Raw genomic sequence first — 18,627 nt, forward strand, 5'->3', positions numbered from 1 at the left:
TTAAGGCCCGCATCCTTCGCGGGCCGCTGCGCACCATTCGCTCCACATCTGGCGGTACGCCGCTTCCATGTTGCGGGCGAAGCGCGCCCCATCCATCAACGGCGACGCCTGCATGCGCGCGCGCAATCCCGCGCGCAACGCCGCAAGGCGCGGCAGATCGCGGGCGAGCATGACCACTGCGGCGGCGTAATCGGCGTCATTGTCGGCCGCCAGATCGGGCAGTCCCAGATTCGACAGCAGGCAAAGCCCGGCGCGGCTCACCGCCGTGCGCCCATAGCGCGTGGGCACGGGCACGCCCATCCAGAAGGCGTCCAGACTCGTGGTGTGGCCGTTCGCCGGAAAGGTGTCGAGCGCAATATCGATCTGCGCATACGTGCCCAGATAGGCCTCGCGCTGCTGGAAACCCACGTAACGCACACGCGCCGCGTCGATACCCTGCGCACGCAGACGCGCGCCGAGACGCTCGCGCGCCTTGCCCGGCGGCGCCATCAGCACGAGACGCGCAGCGGGCAACGCCGCGAACACGCCCGCCCAGAGCGCGAGGGTTGCATCGGTCAGCTTGCAGGGATTATTCAGGCATCCGAATGTTATATAACCATTCGTCAGCGCGGGCAGCGGCGTGATTTCAGCGCCCGGTGTTAGCGCGTCGTAGCACCAGAAGGTATCGGGCAGGCGCAGCGAACGCTCGGTGTATTGATCGTCGATATGCGGTGTATCGGGTGGGTCGATCCACGGATCGGTCAGCCGCCAGCTAATCGACGGACTGCCCGTCGTGCCCGGATAGGCAAGCCACGCCACCTGAACCGGCGCGGGCCGGCGCGCGAACAGCAGGCGGCGCGCGCCATCCATATGCATCGTCAGGTCGACGAGGATATCGATGCCGTCGTCGCGAATCTGCTGTGCGAGACGCGCGTCGTCCAGTTCGCCTGCGTCGCGCCACAGATCGGCGTGCTGCTTGAGGCGCGCGGTGATGTCGTCGCGCTGGCTGCCCAACGCGTAGCAGACGATCTCGAACGCCGCGTGATCGTGGTGGCGCAGCAGCGGCGTCGTGAACAGCGACTGGCAATGGTTGCGAAAATCCGGCGAAACATAGCCGATACGCAGGCGTCGCGCGGGATCGGGCGCATTGGCGTAACGCGCGCCCGCGCTCTCGGCCAGCAACGGCGCTTCGTGCTGCGCGGCAAAGCGCTCGGCTTCCGCGCGCACTGCATGGCCGTCGTCGTTTGCGAACATCAGCGAAAACAGCAGGTTGCTATGCGCGCCGCTATGCGCAGGGTTGCAGGCCAGCGCGCGCCGATAGCAGTGAATCGCCGCGTCGATATCGCCCATCTTGCTGGTCGCGTTGCCGAGGTTGATATGCGCGGCGGCAAAGTCGGGCTTCAATTCGATGGCGCGCGCGAAGGCGGCGTGCGCGGCATCCACGTCGCCCACGTTCAGCTGCAGATTGCCGAGGTTATTCCACGCGGAAACGCGGCCCGGCTCCAGCGCAAGCGCGCGTTCGAGCGTGGCGCGTGCTTCGTCGATACGCCCCGCGCCCGTGAGGATCGAGCCGAGGTTCGTCAGCACATCGACGGAATCCGGCGCGAGCGTGCGCGCATGTTCGAAAACCTTGAGCGCTTCGGCGTGCTGGCGCAGATTCAGCAGCACCTGCCCCAGATTGTTCCAGGCGTTCACGTGCTCCGGCGCGAGTTCCAGCGTGCGTTGCAATACCGTCTTCGCACGGGCCAGTTCGCCCGCTTGCGACAGCATCGTGCCGTAATTGAAGTGGATGGCCGCGAACGTGGGCGCGAGCGCAATCGCGCGTTCGAAGCACAGCGTTGCTGCGGCGCTGTCGCCCGCCTCGCCGTGCAAATGGCCGAGATTGTTGAGCGCGATCGGCGAATCCGGCTGCAATTCGAGCGCGCGCTGCAAGGCGCGGATGGCGATGGGCCGCTCGCCCGGGCCGAGCGTCATCGCGTAACTCACGAGAAAGCCGGGCGCTTCGTCCACCGCCAGTGCGCGTTCGATCAGCGCGCGCGCCGCGAGCCGGTCGCGGCCGAGTTCGATCACGCCGGCGAGATGCAGCGCGTGCGCGTCGTGCGGATTGGCATCGATTCGCTGCGCGCAGAGCGCGCGCGCCGTAGCGGCGTCGCCGCGTTGCCAGGCGGATTCGGCATCGGCGAAGGTTATGGCGTGAAGTTCGGGAGCTTGGAGAGTCGACATGATTGAAAACCTGTCACGCACCGCGCTCCGTTTATTGAAGCGCGACGTGACGGCATAGACCGCAAAGCGAATAACGCGCAAGTCTATGGACGTCTCAATATGTCCGGCTGCTTTTCTGACGGCGGCGCACGCGCCCTTATTCCTTCACTTCGCCCACGCTATCCGAGCCGCTGCGCACCTGCGCATCGCGCACTTTTTCGAGCGTGCGCGGCGTGAGACCGAGCGCCACGGCCATCGCCAGTGCGTCGATGATCGCGAGATGCGCGATGCGCGCCACGCCCGGCGCATGCGGTTCTTCCGCGGCCGGCACGCGCAGCAGCAGCGGAATATCGACAACCCACGCGAGCCGCGAACCCGCATTGGTCAGCGCGATGGTGGTCGCGCCGCGCTCCTTGGCGATCTGGATGCTCTCGTTGACTTCGACGCTGCGGCCCGACTGCGAGATCGCGAACGCCACGTCGCCGGGTTCGAGCAGACCGGCGTAAAGGCGTTGCAGATGCGCGTCCGCAAACGCGCTCGCCGCAATATCCAGGCGCAGCAAACGCAGCGCCGCGTCCTGCGCCACCAGTCCCGACCCCGCGCCCACGCCGAAAAAATAGACGCGCCGCGCGCTGCCCAGCGCCGTCGCCGCCGCTTCGAAGACCGCCGGATCTAGCGAAGCGCGCGCATGCTTGACGCCTTGCGCCACGGCTTCCGCCACGCTGTCGAGCAGCGTGCCCACCTGCGTGACGTCGCCGCTGGCGATCTCCTGAGCAGCCAGGAACGGCACGCCGCCCGCCGCGCTCTGCGCAAGGCGCATCTTGAAGTCGCGCAGGCCGTGCGCGCCCACCGCGCGGCAAAAGCGCGTGACCGAGGGCTCGGACACATCGGCGCGCAGCGCGAGTTCGGTGATGCTCGCGCGCATCGCAAAGTCGATATCGGCGAGCACCATCTCCGCGACCTTGCGTTCGGCGGGCCGCAGCGACTCCGCGACATTGCGGATGTGATGGATCAGGTTGGAGACCGGCAAGCTGTATTCCGTGGAGTAGGCCGAGGGATAAGCCATGGAAAATGCGAACGCCGCTGCATGCCGGGCACAGGCCCGGCGCTCACCACATCAATCGAGCCGCTTGCCGCTTTCGGTGTCGAACAGATGCAGGTGCGCGAGCGGCAAGCCCAGCGTCATGCGCTGGCCCGGTTCGATACCGGGACGCGCGCGCGTCGTCACACACCATGAATTGCCGCCGATTTTCCCGTACAAGTGCGTTTCCGCGCCGGTCGGCTCGATCACGTCGACGGCGAACGGCACGTCCCCGCTGCCCGTTTCGATGTGCTCCGGGCGAATGCCCAGCGTCACGTGCGCGCCGGGCTGCGCGCGTCCTTCGGGCAGCGCGATACGCACGCCGTCGTCGAGTATCAGCGCCGTGCCGCGCGCGTCGCTCATCACGCTGCCCGCGACGAAGTTCATCGACGGCGAGCCCAGAAAACTCGCCACGAACAGATTGCCGGGCTTGTCGTAGAGATCGAGCGGCCGGCCGATCTGTTCGATACGCCCGGAATTCATCACGACGATGCGATCGGCCATCGTCATCGCTTCGATCTGATCGTGCGTGACGTACACCACCGTATTGCGCAAACGCTGATGCAGCGCCTTGATTTCCGTGCGCATCTGCACTCGCAGCTTGGCATCGAGATTCGAAAGCGGTTCGTCGAACAGGAACAGCGACGGCTCGCGCACCACGGCGCGGCCCATCGCCACGCGCTGGCGCTGGCCGCCCGATAGCGCGCGCGGCAGACGTTCAAGATAGTTCGAGAGATTGAGCATCTTCGCGGCGGCTTCGATGCGCGGCTTGAAGCCGTCCTCGCGTTCCTTGCGGATGCGCGGCCCGAACGCAATGTTGTCGTACACCGAAAGATGCGGATACAGCGCGTAGCTCTGGAACACCATCGAAATATTGCGCTGCTGCGGCGGCAAGGCATTCGCGCGCGTGCCGCCGATGGTGAGATCGCCGCCGCTGATATCTTCGAGACCCGCGATCATGCGCATCAGCGTGGTCTTGCCGCAACCCGAAGGCCCGACCAGCACGACGAATTCGCCGTCCTCGATGTCGAGATCGACGCCATGCACGACCTGGGTATCGCCGTAGCGCTTGTAGATGCCGTTCAGTTGTACCGCTGCCATGCTGTCCTCGTGCGTGTGCGTGCGTGTGTGCTTTCGCGTGTACGTTCTTTCGTCAGATTTCGTCGAGCGTGAGTTCGTTCGCCATCAGGCGATTGCCCGCCATCAGCCCTGCATCCACCGGCAGCACGACGCCCGTAATCACGCGCGCTTGCGGCGAGGCGAGAAACTGCACGGCATCGGCGATATCGTCGGGCGTGGCGACATCGCCTAGCGGATACCACTTCTTTAGTTCTTCGAATATTTGCGGATGTTGCGCCACGCGCGAATGCCACGCGGGCGTCTTGACCGTGCCGGGACAAACGATGTTCGCGCGTATGCCGTGCGGGCCGAGTTCCATCGCGAGCGCTTTCGTGTAGCTCACGAGACCGGCTTTCGCCGCGCTATACGCGGGATGGCCAAGCGCGCTCAAACCGTTCACGGAGCCGATCAGCACGAGCACGCCGCGCCGGCGCTCGATCATCGATGCGCGCACCGCTTCCACGGTGTAGAAGGTGCCGTTGAGGTTCAGGTCGACGTCGCGCCGCCAGCTTGCCGCGTCCGTGTGCGCGAGCGTGGTGCCGAGCGCGCCGCCCGCGTTCGCCACGGCAACATCAACCGGCCCGCGCGCGGCCACGGCGCGCGCCACGGCGTGCGCCAGCGCGCTCGCGTCGCTCACGTCGGCGGCCAGCGCCTCCATGCGATCGGCGCCGAATTCATCGGCCAGTTGCTGCACCGCCGCGGCTTCGCGATCGAGCGCGAGCACCGTGTCGCCCGCATCGACGAATCGTTTGCACAACGCGCGGCCAATCCCGCCGCACGCGCCCGTCACCAGCACCACCCGACTCATGGCCAACTCTCCGCTTGATGATTTCCGGCGCGGCGCAGATGCAAGCCGGGCCTGTAAATTTCCAACAGCGTTACGTTTTCAATCGTTTGACTAGCGCGGCAAATGAATTGACACGCAGGCATCCCAAATATTGGAATACGCGAATTTCCCCATGTTTTACGGCATCTTATGCAAATTCAGGAGCCGAAAACAATATCGCGATTCCCAGGTGACAACGCTTTTTTCATCCTGTAGGATTTTTTCAAACAACGCAAGGCCAGCCAGATAACCACGTTAGGAGAGACAGAATGGCGTTTAAGGCACGTGCATCCACCACGCTCGGCAAGCTCGCCGTCGCACTCGCGTTCGCGGGTATTACCGTCGCGGCGCATGCCGATACCGTTCGCGTGACCGTCGCCCACTACAGCGACGCCACCGCCCCGTACTTCGAGAAAATGGCCAAGCAGTTCGAGGCCGCCAATCCCGGCACCACCATCAAGATCGAAGACGTGAACTGGGATTCGCTGCAACAGAAACTGCAGACGGATATCTCGGGCGGCGCGAATGCCGACCTCGCCATCATCGGTACGCGCTGGCTGCTGGACTTCGTGAAGGATGACATCGCCGAGCCGCTCGATCCCTATATGGACGCCAATTTCAAGGGCCGTTTCATCGGCCCGTTCCTGGCGCCCGGTGAAATCAACGGCAAGATCTATGGCCTGCCGATCGCCGCTTCGGCGCGCGCGCTGTACTACAACAAGGACATGCTCGCTTCGGTGGGCTATCCGAATGGCCCGAAGACCTGGAGCGACGTGATCGACGCGTCGAAGAAGCTCAAGGCCAAGGGCATCGCCGGTTTCGGCCTGCAAGGCAAGGAAATCGAAACCGACGTGTACTTCTACTACGCGCTGTGGACGAACGGCGGCGACGTAGTCGGCAAGGACAACAAGGCCGCCTTCAATTCGGCCGCCGGCGTGAAGGCCGCCACGCTCTACAAGACCATGATCGACGAAGGTCTCACGGAACCGGGCGTGACCGGCTACAGCCGCGAAGACGTGCAGAACCTCTTCAAGCAGGGCCGCGTGGCGATGATGATCTCCGCGCCGTTCCTCGCCAAGCAGTTGAAGAAGGAAGCACCGAACATCAAGTACGGCATCGATCCGATTCCGGTTGCGACCACGCCCGCCACCTACGCGGTCACCGATTCGATCATGATGTTCAAGAACTCGAAGGTGAAGAAGAGCGCCTGGAAGTTCCTCGACTTCCTGTTCACGAAGCAGCCGCGCGTGGAATTCACCAGCACGGAAGGCTTCCTGCCCACCACCAAGGCTGAAGCGACCGACCCGGCCTTCCAGGACCCGGACACCAAGGCCTTCGTCGCGCTGCTGCCGCACGCGAAGTTCGCGCCCACGGTCACCGGCTGGGAAGACACCGCGAAGGCCGTGAGCAACGCCATGCAGTCGATCTACCTCGGCAAGGCCAAACCCGCCGATGCGCTGAACCAGGCCGCGACGGAAGCGAACAAGTCGCTCGGCAAATGACGTAGCCGAACCGGTGCGTGGCATGGCGCGAAGCGCTGCCACGCACCGTTTTTTCCGGATTACCTCACGCCACACCGGACGCATCACGACATGACTACCGGTCCCCTGAAGCAGACGCCGCCCGCCACTCCGGCGCCAGGCGCCGCGACCGACCTCACACGCGCAAGCACCCGCATGAGCCGTCCAAGCCGCCCCACCCGCGCCGAGCGCAATATCGCCGTGCCCCGCGCTCCCTGGCTGCTGATCGTGCCGAGCCTCGTGCTCGCGCTGTTCATCATCAGCTATCCGATCTTCAACATCGTCTGGCAATCGCTGCACGATGTCTCGCGCTTCGGGCAGATCCGCGATTTCAGCGGCTTGCAGAACTTCTATAACGTGTTCGGCGACCCGGTGTTTCTGAGCGCGCTAAAAAACACCCTCATCTGGACGTTTTGCGTGGTGGTGGGCACGGTGGGCGTTTCCGTGCCCGTCGCGCTGGTACTTAATCAGGACTTCTATGGACGCGGCATCGCACGCACGATCGTCATGCTGCCGTGGTCCGTTTCGCTCACCATGACTGCCGTGGTCTGGCGCTGGGCCTTCAACGACGATTACGGCATGGTCAACGTCACGCTGCAGAAGCTCGGCCTGATCGCCGGGCCGATTCACTGGCTCGCCACGCCCGAATACGCGTTTCCCGTTGAAATCGCCGTGGGCATTCTGGTGTCGATTCCCTTCACCACGACGATCTTCCTGGGGGGCCTGTCTTCCGTGCCCGGCGACATCTACGAAGCCGCGCGCATCGACGGCGCCAGCGCCTGGCAACAGTTCCGGCAACTCACGCTGCCGCTGCTCAAACCCTTCATCAACATGGCGATCCTGCTCAACGTGATCTACGTGTTCAACTCGTTCCCGATCATCTGGGTGATGACGCAAGGCGGCCCGGACGACAGCACGCACATCCTCGTGACGTATCTCTACGAACTCGGCTTCCGGCTCGGCCGTCCCGGCGAAGCGGCCGCCGTCTCGCTGATCATGCTGCTGATCCTGTTCGCGTTTTCGGTGGCGTATCTGCGCGTGCAGGCCAAACGCGGCGGCGCCGAAGGAGACCTCGCATGAACCGCAAGCTCAAACGCTCGCTCTGGTGCTGGCTCGCGCTGTCGCCGCTGGTGGTGGCCGTGCTGTTCCCGTTCGCCGTGATGTTCTTCACCTCGTTCAAACCGGCCAACGAAGTGTTCGTCTATCCGGCGCGCTGGCTGCCCGTGCATTGGCGCTGGGAAAATTACGTCGATATGTGGCAGGCCGCGAATTTCGGCGTGGCGCTGCGCAACAGCATCGTGATTTCGTTCCTGTCGACGGCGCTCGCACTGGCCGTCAGCCTGCCCGCCGCGTATGCGCTCGCGCGTTTTCCGTTTCGCGGACGCGGCGTCTACCGGCAATTCCTGCTCGTCACGCAGATGCTCTCGCCGATCCTGCTGGTGGTGGGACTGTTCCGCCTCGCCGCCATGATTCCTTATGGCGACGGCAATCTCGTCGATTCGAAGATTGGCGTGATCGTTTCGTATGCGGCTTTCAATATCGCCTTCGCCGTGTGGATGCTGTCGTCGTATTTCCAGACGGTGCCGCGCGATCTGGAGGAATCGGCGTGGCTCGAAGGATGCAGCCGCTCGGGCGCGGTGTTTCGCGTGTTCCTGCCGCTGGCGATTCCGGCCGTGGTGGTGACGGCCATCTTCACGTTCATCAGCGCGTGGAATGAATTCGCCGTGGTGTACACGCTGATCCGCTCGCCGGAGAACAAGACGCTCACCGTGCAGGTCACCGATATGGTGGCCGGCAAATACACCGTGGAATGGGAACTGGTGATGGCGGCGACACTCGCGGCTACGCTGCCGGTTTCGGTGGTGTTCGCGTGGTTGCAGCGATATATGGTGAAGGGGCTTGCGCTGGGCGCGGTGAAATAAATCTGAACAATGCGGCGTCAATGCGTCACGCAAAACTTCGCCACGAAAAAGCCCGCTGACGCCGCATTGATCCGTAGATTACTTGCTGAGTTCGTGGCCGATCACGCCACCGGCCACCGCGCCGCCCACCGTTCCCACTGCGCTGCCGTTGGTGGCCTTGTTGCCCACGTAGCCGCCCGCCGCCGCACCGCCTAACGTGCAAGCACTCGCGCCCAAAGTCAGCGCGGCGAGCAAGCCAACTCCTATTGCGCGCGCGGCGCTGCTGTTTTTAAGCCATCTCATCGCCTTTCTCCTGATCGATGCATGGCTCACGTACCGCAAACATCGTGCCGCGCGCACTCGTGGCAGTTTTACACCGCGCGTCTAGCCGTGGTGCAGATGCAGCAAAATCAGCGTGAGCGTGACGAGCGAGCCTAGCGTCGAATGCAGGATCGTGCGGCCCGTTACGTGTGCTTCGCGGCGGTAGTACTCCGCGAGCATGAACGGCCCTGTGCCGGTGGGCAACGCGGCGAGCAGCACGGCCGTTTCCACCAGTTGCGGCGAAAGGCCGAACACGCGGTCCGCGAGCCACCACGTCAGCGCGGGCTGCGCCACCAGCTTCGACAGCGTGATCCACCACGACGATTCCGGCGGCGCATCGCTTTTCGCGCGGCGCTCGGCGAGGAATAGACCCAGGCTCACCAGCGCGCAAGGGCTGGCCGCGCCGCCCAGCAGCTTCAGGAAGGTCTCGGCGCTTGCGGGCATCGTCAGATGTGCGCCAGACGCAATCGCGCCCAGGGCGGGCGCCACCAGCAGCGGATTGCGCATCAGCGAACGCGCCACCTTGATCAGCAACCGGTGCGGACGGCGCTCGCTTTGCAGGCCGGTTTCGATCAGCACAATGGCGATGGCGAACAGCACGCACACCACGAGGATCGTGGCGATCGTCACGGGCGTGAGGCTCGACGGTCCGAACGCGATCATGCACAGCGGAAAGCCCACATAGCCCGTGTTCGGATACGCGGCGGCGAGGCCGTCGATACTCGCATCGGCGAGCGGGCGGCGCAGGAACAGGCGCACGGCCACCACGACCGCGAACACCACCAGGCCCGCGATGCCGAACGCCGCCAGAAATGCGGGCTGATACAGCTCGTGCCACGTTGCGTGCGCAAGGATATCGAACAGCAGCGCGGGCAGCGCCAGCCAGACAACGAAGCGATTGAGTTCGGAGGCGGCCGCGGGGCCCAGCACGCCAAAACGGCGGCAGGCGAAACCGGCCAGAATCAGGCCAAAAACGGGAAGCAGGATAGAGACAGCGGAGAGCATCGGCGTAGCGGTAAAAGCGGCGCCGCGCTTCCTTGCGGAAAGGCGCGGCAGCGGTGAAGAAAGCGTGGCGGTCAGTCCATCGCCGCGTGGCTCGTATCGACGGCCGCGCCGCCGCCCGAAGGCCGGATCAGCACGAGCAGCGGAATCACGAGCAGCGTCGCGACAAACATCATCTTGAAGTCGTTGAGGTAGGCGATCATCGTCGCCTGCTGGGTGATCGACTGGTTGAGCACGGCGAGATCGTAGCGCGAACCCGCGGCGAGCATCGGCTGCATCATCGGGTTGAACGGCGTGACGTTGGCGGCGAGATCCGAATGCGCGATCTGCGTGCCGCGCGTCACAAAGGTCTGCACGATCGAAATGCCGATACTGCTGCCGATATTGCGCATCAGGCTGTAGGTGGCGGTGCCGTCGGCGCGCAATTGCGGCGTGAGCGTGGAGAACGTCAGCGCCGAAAGCGGCACGAACACGAAGCCCAGACCAAAGCCCTGCACCACGCCCGGCCACACGATATCCGACTCCGACAGCACGATCGTGTACTGCATCATCTGCCAGAGCGCGTAGGCGGAAACCACAAAGCCGAACAGCAGCATGGCGCGCGCATCGACATGCTTGAGCAGGCGGCCCGCAATCAGCATGGCGATCATCGTGCCCGCGCCCGACGGCGCCGTCACGAGGCCCGTGGTGGCGACCGGATAACCCATCAGGTTCTGCAGCATCGGCGGCAGCAGCGCGCGCGTGGCGTATAGCACGGCGCCGATCACGAAGATGAAGAACGTGCCGGTGGCGAAGTTGCGGTCTTTGAGAAGCTGGTAGCGGAAGAAGGTGGTCGGCCCGGAACTGGCCGTATGCACCACGAAGAACGCGAACGCCAGCACGGAAACCAGCGCCTCGATGCGGATCTCCAGCGAGCCGAACCAGTCGAGTTGCTCGCCGCGATCGAGCAAGGCCTGCAAGGCGCCGATCGCCAGCGCCAGCGTGGCGAAGCCGAATACGTCGAAACGCGTCTGACCGGCGCGTTCGCGCGCGGGCAGGAAGGTCGAGACGCCGAAGAACGCGAACACGCCCACCGGCACGTTGATAAAGAACACCCAGCGCCAGTTGTAGCTGTCGGTGAGCCAGCCGCCCAGCGTGGGCCCCAGCACCGGCCCGACCATCACGCCCATGCCCCAGACCGCCATGGCCTGTCCCTGACGCTCGCGCGGGTTGATGTCCAGCAGGATCGACTGCGAGAGCGGCACCAGCGACGCACCGAACACGCCCTGCAGCAGCCGCGACGCAACGATCTCCCCCAATGTCTCCGACAAACCGCACAAGGCCGAAGCCACCGTGAAGCCCGCGATTGCCGCGCCCAGCAACTGCTTGACGCCGAAGCGGTCCGCGAGCCAGCCCGTGAGCGGCGTGGCAATGGCCGCCGCGACGATATACGAGGTCAGCACCCACGTGATTTCGTCCTGCGACGCCGATAGCGTGCCCTGCATATGCGGCAGCGCCACATTGGCGATCGTGCTGTCGAGCGTCTGCATCAGCGTGGCGAGCATGATCGACAGCGTAATCATGCCGCGGTTCAGGGGCGCGGCCTCACGTTGCGCGGCCGTGCCATGCGGGACTGCGGTCATCGTGGATTCGAATGAGGGGTTCGAAAGCGGGATTCTGAAAAATGATAAGCATGCTTATTATACGAATCGGCCCCTGTTGCGCAATCGGAAAGAATCCGGCCTTTGCGCGGCGGATGCGCGTGCGCTGCAGTGCGTCCACCGGTGAAACGCCCACCCAGCCCGCCACTTATAATCGCGGCATGACTACCGACCTCGAACAACGCTTCGGCTTCTTGATCGTCGACGTGGGCCGCCTGTACGGCAAGCGCTACGACGAGCTGGCGAAGTCATCGCTGGAACTCACGCGCGCGCAGTGCCGCATGATTGCCTACCTCGCCCACTATGGCCCCATCAATCAGGCGAGCCTTGCCGAACGGCTCGAAGTCGCGCCGATTTCGGCCGGACGGCTGCTGGAACGTATGGAAGAAAGCGGCTGGGTGGTGCGCGAAGCGAACCCGGACGACCGCCGCGAGTTGCGGGTGAGCCTCACGCCCAAGGCGGCGGGCGTGCTCACGTCCGCGCGGCGGGTGGGCGACGAAGTGCAGGACGAAGCCCTGGCGGGCTTCACAGCGGAAGAGGCCGAGCAGTTCGGCGAGATGCTTCAGCGCGTGCGCGCCAATCTCGGTCTGCTGGTCGAGCGCTGAATCGCAAGGCGCGCCGCGCTGTGAGCGGCGGCGCGTTTTTTATTTGCCCGCAACCTTGCGCTGGCGCCACAGGCACAGCAGGTCGCTCGCGAGATGCGCGGCGGCCAGCGCCGTGATCTCGCTCTGATCGTAGGCGGGCGCGACTTCCACCACATCGGCGCCGATCAGGTTCACCGCCTCCAGACCACGCACGATCGCCAGCGCCTGCGCCGACGACAAACCGCCCGCCACGGGCGTGCCGGTGCCCGGCGCGAAAGCCGGATCGAGACAGTCGATATCGAAGGTGAGGTACGTTGGGCGCTCGCCCACGATCTCCAGAATGCGCTCGCGCGCGGCACGCGGGCCGTTTTCGTGCACCCACGCCGCGTCGAGAATATTGATGCCGAGGAAGTCGTCGTTCCACGTGCGGATGCCCACCTGCACCGACGTCTTCGGATCGATCAGCCCTTCTTTGACGGCCTTGTAGAACATCGTGCCGTGATTGAGGCTGTCCGCATGATCGTCGGGCCAGGTATCGCAATGCGCGTCGAAGTGGATCAGCGAAAGCGGCTTGCCGTACTTTTCCGCGTGCGCAATCAACAGCGGATAGGTGATGAAATGATCGCCGCCGAACGTGAGCATCTTCGCGTTCGAGCGCAGGATCGTGCGCGCATGCTCGATGATCGCGGGTTTGATCGAGAGCGGATTGTGGGCGTCGAACCAGCAGTCGCCGTAATCGGTCACGGCCAGCGTGTCGAAAGGGTTGAAGCCCCAGGGATAAGGATGCAGTTCCGCTAACTGCACACTGGCCGCGCGGATGGACGACGGCCCAAGTCGTGCGCCCGAGCGGAACGTGGTGGCGAGATCGAGCGGCACGCCGGAAATGGCCACGTCCACGCCGCTCAGATCGCGCGTGTAATTGCGGCGCATGAACGACAGCACGCCTGCGTAGGTGTTCTCGATGGAAGAGCCGTAAAGCGCGCCGCGACGGATCGCGCCGTCGCCGTGGATCGTGTCGTTCATGTGCGGGATAGTGTTATCGGGCCAGGCCCGTGTATTGAAGGGCGAACGTGGCGACGCGCCTGCACGCGCCGCCACGCAGACTGCCTTGGCGCAGACTTAATGCAAACTTAGCGCAAACGCACGAGCGTCGACTTTAGTTCGGTGTACTTCTCAAGTGCATGCAGCGACTTGTCGCGACCGTTGCCCGATTCCTTGAAACCGCCGAACGGGAAATTCATGTCGCCACCTTCGTCGTAGCAGTTGACCCAAACCGTGCCCGCACGCAGACGGCGCGAAATCTCATGCGCGCTCGTGAGGTTCGAGGTCCACACTGCTGCGGCCAGGCCGTAGTCGCTGTCGTTGGCGATACGCACGGCTTCGTCGATCGTGCTGAACGTAATGACCGAGAGCACCGGCCCGAATATCTCCTCGCGAGCAATGCGATCGTCGTGATGCGTTTCGAACACGGTGGGCTCGACATAGAAGCCGCCCGTCGATTCGTTCACTCGCTCGCCGCCCATCAGCAGTTTCGATTCCTTGCGGCCCGCCTCGATATAACCGAGCACGCGCTCCATCTGGATCTTGTCGACGATTGCGCCCATCGACACGTTCGGATCGAGAGGATTGCCAGGCTTATACGCCTTCGCGGCTTCCACGAGCTTTGCTAGGAACACGTCCTTGATGTCGCGATGCACGAGCAGGCGCGACCCAGCCGTACACATTTCGCCCATGTTGTAGAAGATCGCGCCCGCTGCCGCGCTGGCCGCGCGGTCGAGATCCGGGCAGTCCGGCAGCACGATGTTCGGCGACTTGCCGCCCAGTTCGAGCCACACGCGCTTGAGGTTCGACTGACCCGCGTACTGCATGATCTGCTTGCCGACGTTGGTCGAACCCGTGAAGGCGATGCAGTCCACGTCGCGATGCAGGCCCAGCAGCTTGCCCGGTTCACCGCCACCAGGCAGCACGTTGAATACACCGGCAGGAATGCCCGCTTCGTGCGCGAGTTGCGCCACGCGAATGGCCGTGAGCGGCGATTTTTCCGAAGGCTTGAGCACGACGCTATTGCCTGCCGCGAGCGCGGGGCCGAACTTCCACGACGCCATCAGGATCGGGAAATTCCACGGCACCACAGCCGCCACGACGCCGATCGGCTCGCGCGTGACGAGACCCACCAGATGATGATCGGCCGGCGCGACTTCGCCGCCCACCTTGTCGATGGCTTCCGCGAACCATTCCACGCAATAGGCCGCGCCCGGCACGTCCACCGAAGTGGTATCGCCGATAGGCTTGCCGGCGTCGAGCGTTTCGAGCAGCGAAAGTTCGTCGAGGTGCTCGCGCATGAGTGCGGCCCAGCGCTGCAGAATCGCTTTACGCGCGCGCGGATTCAGGCCCGCCCACACGCCTGCGTCGAAGGCACGGCGCGCCGCTGCAACGGCTGCATCGACATCTGCTGCGCCGCAATCGGCCACGTTGGCGAGCACGCGGCCGTCGATCGGGCTCACGCAGTCGAAGGTGCGGCCCGAGTAGGCGTCGCGATACGCGCCGTCGATGAATGCGCGACCTTCGATCGACAGCGTCGCGGCCTTGTCCTGCCAATAAGCGAGAGTTTTCTTTTCCATCAGGATGCCTCAATGATTGACGATCCATCCTGCGCGCCGCGCTTCGCGCCGCTTTGGAGAAGCGGCACACGATAGGCTGAGGCGGCACGACGAACCGGATATGCGCAGAAACGCGGGATGCGAAGCGTCAGAAAGTAGGCGGCGAATTCGCCGACACCACTTCGCAGACCTCGTTTGCGCTGGGATTGCGAAACCGGTGCGGGAAGCGACTTTCGAAGTAATAGCTGTCGCCGGGGTCGAGCAGCCAGGTGGTGCCGTCCACGGTCAGTTCGATCTGGCCCGCCACCACCACGCCGCCTTCGTGCCCCGCGTGCGAGAGCATTTCGGGGCCGGTATCGGCGAGCGGTTGATACACCTCGCGCAGGATGCCCATGTTGCGGTCCTTCACGTTCGCGCCCGCCAGATAGAGCTCGATGGCGTCGTTGCCGAGGTTCGGCATCTCGCCGCGGCGCGAGACCACGCTCGCGCCCTCGTTGAGATCAAATGTGAAGAATTCCGCGAGACTCATCGGGATGCATTCAAGCAACTTCTTGAGTGATCCTACCGAGGGACTGACGCGACTTTGCTCGATAAGCGAAATCGCACCATTCGTGACGCCCGCGCGCTTGGCCAGCTCGCGTTGCGACAAGCCATAACGCTTGCGTACGTAGCGCAGACGCGTGGCAACTTCAGAGGAAACAGAAACGGACTCGGACACGTTTGATGAACCGGTTGGGTCAGGAAATTCAGTGAAAGCGCACGCTGAAAAGACGACGGACAACAACACGGCGGTGCGGTGACGTGTTGAATATTCTAATCAGTTTGCTTTTTTTTGCGTCAGTACTAACCCCTGTAAGTTATTCGAAATATAAATACAGTGCTGCATATTTCGTACTGCGCGACGTTTGCAGGGGTCTTGGGGAAAGTGCTGACATAAAAAACGTAAAAAAATAATTGACGGCCTTTTTGGCTCGTATATGCTGAAACACAGGTCGATCGAACGATGAAAAACGCAATACATTGCGTAGCAGCAAGCAATCAATGCTCAATACATCGAACGACACCTATGTGTGATGCCGGCAAGCGCAGTTTTCATGCCGTGCATCCAAATCAACCGTGATCAACACACCCAGTCGAGTGTAATTGTGAGAGTCCGTGGCCCTCTGGTGAGATGGGATCGAAGTCATGCGAGGTGTCTTCGCAGTGACTGCGCCGCCATCGCCGATGGCAGTAGCGGCAGGCTTGCCTCTCGTCCGCTTCTGTCCGTCTTCACAATCCTTTCCCGTCGGTCCGTCCGTCGCCATAACGCCGTCTCTGCACGCGCCTTCATTGCGGTGCATACCGACGAAGTCGCGTCGCTGCTGCCCTAGCGCCTCTCCTTCCTGCGCCGTTCGTTTCATTCGCCGTCGATCGCCTGCGAGTTGTCTTGCTGCGCGCGAACGATGTGGATGCGCACGCCTGAACACCGTCGCGCCCCACACCGGCAGGAAACGAACCGCGTACATGATCTCCACGCGCAGCGCGATCCGTTAGCGCCGCTGCGCTCCGCATCTCAAGGTTTGCGGCCGTGTGTCCTGCACGGTTGCAAGGTCATGTCACGCCTGAAGCATCGCTGAAAACCGATTCAAATGCGTTGCGACAGGAAGAAGAAATAAGACGTTAGTCATGCGAACCAAACCATTGATTGGAGTTACTGCCGATCGCACCATGATGGGGCCGCACGCGTCGCACGTGGCGGGCGAGAAGTACATCGCCGCCGCCGTGGACGGTTCGGACGGGCTCGCGTTCGTGCTGCCCGCGCTGGGCGAGCGGCAGGCTACGGCGGACATTCTGGACGCCGTGGACGGCCTGCTCTTCACCGGCAGCTACTCGAACGTCGAGCCGCATCGTTACGGCGGCCCGGCAAGCGCTGCGGGCACGCTGCACGATCCCGCACGCGACGCCACCACGCTGCCGCTGCTGCGCGCAGCCATCGACGCCGGCGTGCCGGTGCTCGCCATCTGCCGCGGCTTTCAGGAAATGAACGTGGTCTTCGGCGGCACGCTGCATCAGGAAGTGCACGCGGTGGAAGGCCTGCACGATCACCGTGAAAACAAGGCCGAGCCGCTCGAGACGCAATACGGTCCCGCGCACACCATCGCGCTGCTGGAAGGCGGTCTGCTGCACAAGCTCGCAGGCGGCGCACGCGAAGCGCAGGTGAATTCGCTGCACGGTCAGGGTATCGACACACTCGGTCACGGACTCGTTGCTGACGCAACGGCCGCCGACGGCCTGGTCGAAGCCATTACCGTTGCGGGTGCAAGCACTTTCGCGCTGGGCGTTCAGTGGCATCCCGAATGGCTGCACGCGCAAAACGCCCTTTCCACCGCTATCTTCCGCGCCTTTGGCGAAGCCTGCCGCGCCCGCATGCTGGCCCGAGCGCCGGGCGGGGCCGCACGCCAACCCGCTCGCGCGCACGCCGCGCAGGTCTGACGCCGGCCCACACAGAATAGAGAGAACGAACATGCACGACATCGACGAATTCCTGAAGAAACATCACATCACCGAAATCGAAGCCATCATCCCGGACATGGCCGGCATCGCGCGCGGCAAGATCATTCCGCGCAGCAAGTTCGAATCGGGTGAATCCATGCGCCTGCCGCAGGCCGTGATGATCCAGACCGTGACCGGCGACTACCCGGAAGACGGCAGCCTCACCGGCGTCACCGACCCGGACATGGTCTGCGTGCCGGATGCTTCGACCATCCGCATCATTCCGTGGGCCACCGATCCCACCGCGCAGGTGATCCACGACTGCGTGCACTTCGACGGCTCGCCGGTTGAAATCTCGCCGCGCCGTGTGCTGCGCCGCGTGCTGGAACTCTATGAAGCGAAGGGCTGGAAGCCCATCATCGCGCCGGAACTGGAGTTCTATCTCGTCGATATGAACAAGGACCCGGATATTCCTCTCGCGCCGCCGATCGGCCGCACGGGCCGCCCGGAAACGGGCCGCCAGGCGTATTCGATCGAAGCGGTCAACGAGTTCGACCCGCTGTTCGAAGACATCTACGAGTACTGCGATATTCAGGATCTCGAAGTCGATACGCTGATTCACGAAGTCGGTGCAGCGCAGATGGAGATCAACTTCATGCACGGCGAGCCGCTGGGTCTGGCCGACCGCGTGTTCCTGTTCAAGCGCACGGTGCGCGAAGCGGCGCTGCGTCACCATATGTACGCCACCTTCATGGCGAAGCCGATGGAAAACGAGCCGGGCTCGGCGATGCACATTCACCAGAGCCTCGTTTCGGCGGAAAGCGGCCAGAACCTCTTCACGGGTGCGGACGGCAAGCCCACGGACATGTTCCATGCGTATATCGCCGGTCTGCAGAAGTACACGCCGGCGCTGATGCCGATCTTCGCGCCGTACATCAATTCGTATCGCCGTCTGTCGCGCTTCATGGCCGCGCCGATCAACGTGGCCTGGGGTTACGACAACCGCACGGTGGGCTTCCGCGTGCCGTATTCGTCGCCGGCTGCGCGCCGCGTGGAAAACCGTATTCCGGGCGTGGACACGAACCCGTACCTCGCGATTGCCGCCACGCTGGCCGCCGGTTATCTGGGCATGACGCAGCATCTCAAGCCTACCGAACCGCTCGTGAGCGACGGTTACGCGCTGCCGTACCAACTGCCGCGCAACCTTGAAGAAGGTCTCACGCTGATGAGCGGTTGCGAGCCGCTGAACGACATTCTCGGCGAGAAGTTCGTGCGCGCCTACCTCGCGCTCAAGGAAACCGAATACGAAGCGTATTTCCGCGTGATCAGCTCGTGGGAACGCAAGCACCTGCTGCTGCACGTGTAATAGAAAGGAGACAG

General features: G+C 63.7%; 17 protein-coding genes. 7 read left to right on the forward strand and 10 right to left on the reverse strand.

Annotation, left to right across the window (positions count from 1 at the left end; all coding sequences use genetic code 11):
• From G3N59_RS20150 to G3N59_RS20165, 4 genes are all read right to left on the reverse strand, one after another.
• Positions 1-2,202 (reverse strand): tetratricopeptide repeat protein, encoded by a 2,202-nt coding sequence (locus G3N59_RS20150; protein WP_205984392.1) that lies wholly within the window; start codon positions 2,200-2,202, stop codon positions 1-3.
• A gap of 136 nt (positions 2,203-2,338) precedes the next feature.
• Positions 2,339-3,211 (reverse strand): MurR/RpiR family transcriptional regulator, encoded by an 873-nt coding sequence (locus tag G3N59_RS20155; protein ID WP_205984470.1) that lies wholly within the window; start codon positions 3,209-3,211, stop codon positions 2,339-2,341.
• An 87-nt stretch (positions 3,212-3,298) separates the two neighbouring features.
• Positions 3,299-4,363, reverse strand: a complete 1,065-nt coding sequence (ugpC, locus tag G3N59_RS20160; protein WP_205984393.1) for a sn-glycerol-3-phosphate ABC transporter ATP-binding protein UgpC — start codon at positions 4,361-4,363, stop codon at positions 3,299-3,301.
• 52 nt (positions 4,364-4,415) lie between these two features.
• Entirely contained in the window at positions 4,416-5,189 is a 774-nt protein-coding gene (locus G3N59_RS20165; protein ID WP_205984394.1) for an SDR family oxidoreductase, read from the reverse strand.
• A gap of 287 nt (positions 5,190-5,476) precedes the next feature.
• On the opposite strand from G3N59_RS20165, the gene G3N59_RS20170 reads away from it, so the two are divergent.
• From G3N59_RS20170 to G3N59_RS20180, 3 genes are all read left to right on the forward strand, one after another.
• The gene (locus G3N59_RS20170; protein ID WP_205984395.1) at positions 5,477-6,709 is read left to right on the forward strand and encodes a sugar ABC transporter substrate-binding protein; all 1,233 of its coding nucleotides are present in this window, start codon (positions 5,477-5,479) and stop codon (positions 6,707-6,709) included.
• A gap of 174 nt (positions 6,710-6,883) precedes the next feature.
• Positions 6,884-7,807 (forward strand): sugar ABC transporter permease, encoded by a 924-nt coding sequence (locus tag G3N59_RS20175; protein WP_205984471.1) that lies wholly within the window; start codon positions 6,884-6,886, stop codon positions 7,805-7,807.
• Positions 7,804-8,649: a carbohydrate ABC transporter permease gene (locus G3N59_RS20180; protein ID WP_205984396.1), complete on the forward strand. Its 846-nt coding sequence runs from the start codon at positions 7,804-7,806 to the stop codon at positions 8,647-8,649. Before G3N59_RS20175 ends, G3N59_RS20180 begins: the two co-directional genes overlap by 4 nt.
• 78 nt (positions 8,650-8,727) lie before the next feature.
• Here the strand turns inward: G3N59_RS20180 and G3N59_RS20185 are convergent, their stop codons facing one another.
• The 3 genes from G3N59_RS20185 to G3N59_RS20195 all read right to left on the reverse strand — a co-directional run bounded on the left by G3N59_RS20185 (position 8,728) and on the right by G3N59_RS20195 (position 11,573).
• A complete protein-coding gene (locus G3N59_RS20185; protein WP_205984397.1) occupies positions 8,728-8,931 on the reverse strand; it encodes a glycine zipper 2TM domain-containing protein in 204 nt (67 codons plus the stop codon).
• Between the two features lie 81 nt (positions 8,932-9,012).
• Positions 9,013-9,954: an AEC family transporter gene (locus G3N59_RS20190; RefSeq protein WP_205984398.1), complete on the reverse strand. Its 942-nt coding sequence runs from the start codon at positions 9,952-9,954 to the stop codon at positions 9,013-9,015.
• A 71-nt stretch (positions 9,955-10,025) separates the two neighbouring features.
• Positions 10,026-11,573, reverse strand: coding sequence for a DHA2 family efflux MFS transporter permease subunit (locus G3N59_RS20195; RefSeq protein ID WP_241023636.1), 1,548 nt, complete (start codon positions 11,571-11,573; stop codon positions 10,026-10,028).
• A gap of 179 nt (positions 11,574-11,752) precedes the next feature.
• On the opposite strand from G3N59_RS20195, the gene G3N59_RS20200 reads away from it, so the two are divergent.
• Positions 11,753-12,196: a MarR family transcriptional regulator gene (locus G3N59_RS20200; protein ID WP_205984399.1), complete on the forward strand. Its 444-nt coding sequence runs from the start codon at positions 11,753-11,755 to the stop codon at positions 12,194-12,196.
• Positions 12,197-12,235: 39 nt separating this feature from the next.
• Here the strand turns inward: G3N59_RS20200 and speB are convergent, their stop codons facing one another.
• The 3 genes from speB to G3N59_RS20215 form a co-directional block, all read right to left on the reverse strand.
• Positions 12,236-13,198: an agmatinase gene (gene speB / locus G3N59_RS20205; protein WP_205984400.1), complete on the reverse strand. Its 963-nt coding sequence runs from the start codon at positions 13,196-13,198 to the stop codon at positions 12,236-12,238.
• Positions 13,199-13,305: 107 nt separating this feature from the next.
• On the reverse strand, positions 13,306-14,796 hold the full coding sequence (locus tag G3N59_RS20210) for an aldehyde dehydrogenase (RefSeq protein WP_205984401.1): 1,491 nt from the start codon (positions 14,794-14,796) through the stop codon (positions 13,306-13,308).
• A 127-nt stretch (positions 14,797-14,923) separates the two neighbouring features.
• Positions 14,924-15,493: a cupin domain-containing protein gene (locus tag G3N59_RS20215; RefSeq protein WP_205984402.1), complete on the reverse strand. Its 570-nt coding sequence runs from the start codon at positions 15,491-15,493 to the stop codon at positions 14,924-14,926.
• Positions 15,494-15,920: 427 nt separating this feature from the next.
• On the opposite strand from G3N59_RS20215, the gene G3N59_RS37085 reads away from it, so the two are divergent.
• The 3 genes from G3N59_RS37085 to G3N59_RS20225 all read left to right on the forward strand — a co-directional run bounded on the left by G3N59_RS37085 (position 15,921) and on the right by G3N59_RS20225 (position 18,613).
• A complete protein-coding gene (locus G3N59_RS37085) occupies positions 15,921-16,145 on the forward strand; it encodes a hypothetical protein (RefSeq protein WP_224013171.1) in 225 nt (74 codons plus the stop codon).
• Positions 16,146-16,440: 295 nt separating this feature from the next.
• A complete protein-coding gene (locus tag G3N59_RS20220; protein ID WP_205984403.1) occupies positions 16,441-17,247 on the forward strand; it encodes a gamma-glutamyl-gamma-aminobutyrate hydrolase family protein in 807 nt (268 codons plus the stop codon).
• Between the two features lie 31 nt (positions 17,248-17,278).
• On the forward strand, positions 17,279-18,613 hold the full coding sequence (locus tag G3N59_RS20225; RefSeq protein ID WP_205984404.1) for a glutamine synthetase family protein: 1,335 nt from the start codon (positions 17,279-17,281) through the stop codon (positions 18,611-18,613).
• The last annotated feature ends 14 nt before the right edge of the window (positions 18,614-18,627 follow it).

Origin of the sequence: Paraburkholderia sp. Ac-20340 (genome assembly GCF_017104965.1) — a bacterium.
Taxonomy (GTDB): Bacteria; Pseudomonadota; Gammaproteobacteria; order Burkholderiales; family Burkholderiaceae; genus Paraburkholderia.

Excerpts from the sequence above, each read along its gene's own strand:
- G3N59_RS20210 (WP_205984401.1), bottom strand. The coding sequence starts at position 14,796 with ATGGAAAAGAAAACTCTCGCTTATTGGCAGGACAAGGCCGCGACGCTG.
- G3N59_RS20190 (WP_205984398.1), bottom strand. The coding sequence starts at position 9,954 with ATGCTCTCCGCTGTCTCTATCCTGCTTCCCGTTTTTGGCCTGATTCTG.
- G3N59_RS20175 (WP_205984471.1), top strand. The coding sequence starts at position 6,884 with ATGAGCCGTCCAAGCCGCCCCACCCGCGCCGAGCGCAATATCGCCGTG.
- G3N59_RS20220 (WP_205984403.1), top strand. The coding sequence starts at position 16,441 with ATGCGAACCAAACCATTGATTGGAGTTACTGCCGATCGCACCATGATG.
- G3N59_RS20165 (WP_205984394.1), bottom strand. The coding sequence starts at position 5,189 with ATGAGTCGGGTGGTGCTGGTGACGGGCGCGTGCGGCGGGATTGGCCGC.
- speB (WP_205984400.1), bottom strand. The coding sequence starts at position 13,198 with ATGAACGACACGATCCACGGCGACGGCGCGATCCGTCGCGGCGCGCTT.
- G3N59_RS20200 (WP_205984399.1), top strand. The coding sequence starts at position 11,753 with ATGACTACCGACCTCGAACAACGCTTCGGCTTCTTGATCGTCGACGTG.
- G3N59_RS20225 (WP_205984404.1), top strand. The coding sequence starts at position 17,279 with ATGCACGACATCGACGAATTCCTGAAGAAACATCACATCACCGAAATC.
- G3N59_RS20170 (WP_205984395.1), top strand. The coding sequence starts at position 5,477 with ATGGCGTTTAAGGCACGTGCATCCACCACGCTCGGCAAGCTCGCCGTC.
- G3N59_RS20180 (WP_205984396.1), top strand. The coding sequence starts at position 7,804 with ATGAACCGCAAGCTCAAACGCTCGCTCTGGTGCTGGCTCGCGCTGTCG.
- G3N59_RS20185 (WP_205984397.1), bottom strand. The coding sequence starts at position 8,931 with ATGAGATGGCTTAAAAACAGCAGCGCCGCGCGCGCAATAGGAGTTGGC.
- ugpC (WP_205984393.1), bottom strand. The coding sequence starts at position 4,363 with ATGGCAGCGGTACAACTGAACGGCATCTACAAGCGCTACGGCGATACC.
- G3N59_RS20150 (WP_205984392.1), bottom strand. The coding sequence starts at position 2,202 with ATGTCGACTCTCCAAGCTCCCGAACTTCACGCCATAACCTTCGCCGAT.
- G3N59_RS20195 (WP_241023636.1), bottom strand. The coding sequence starts at position 11,573 with ATGACCGCAGTCCCGCATGGCACGGCCGCGCAACGTGAGGCCGCGCCC.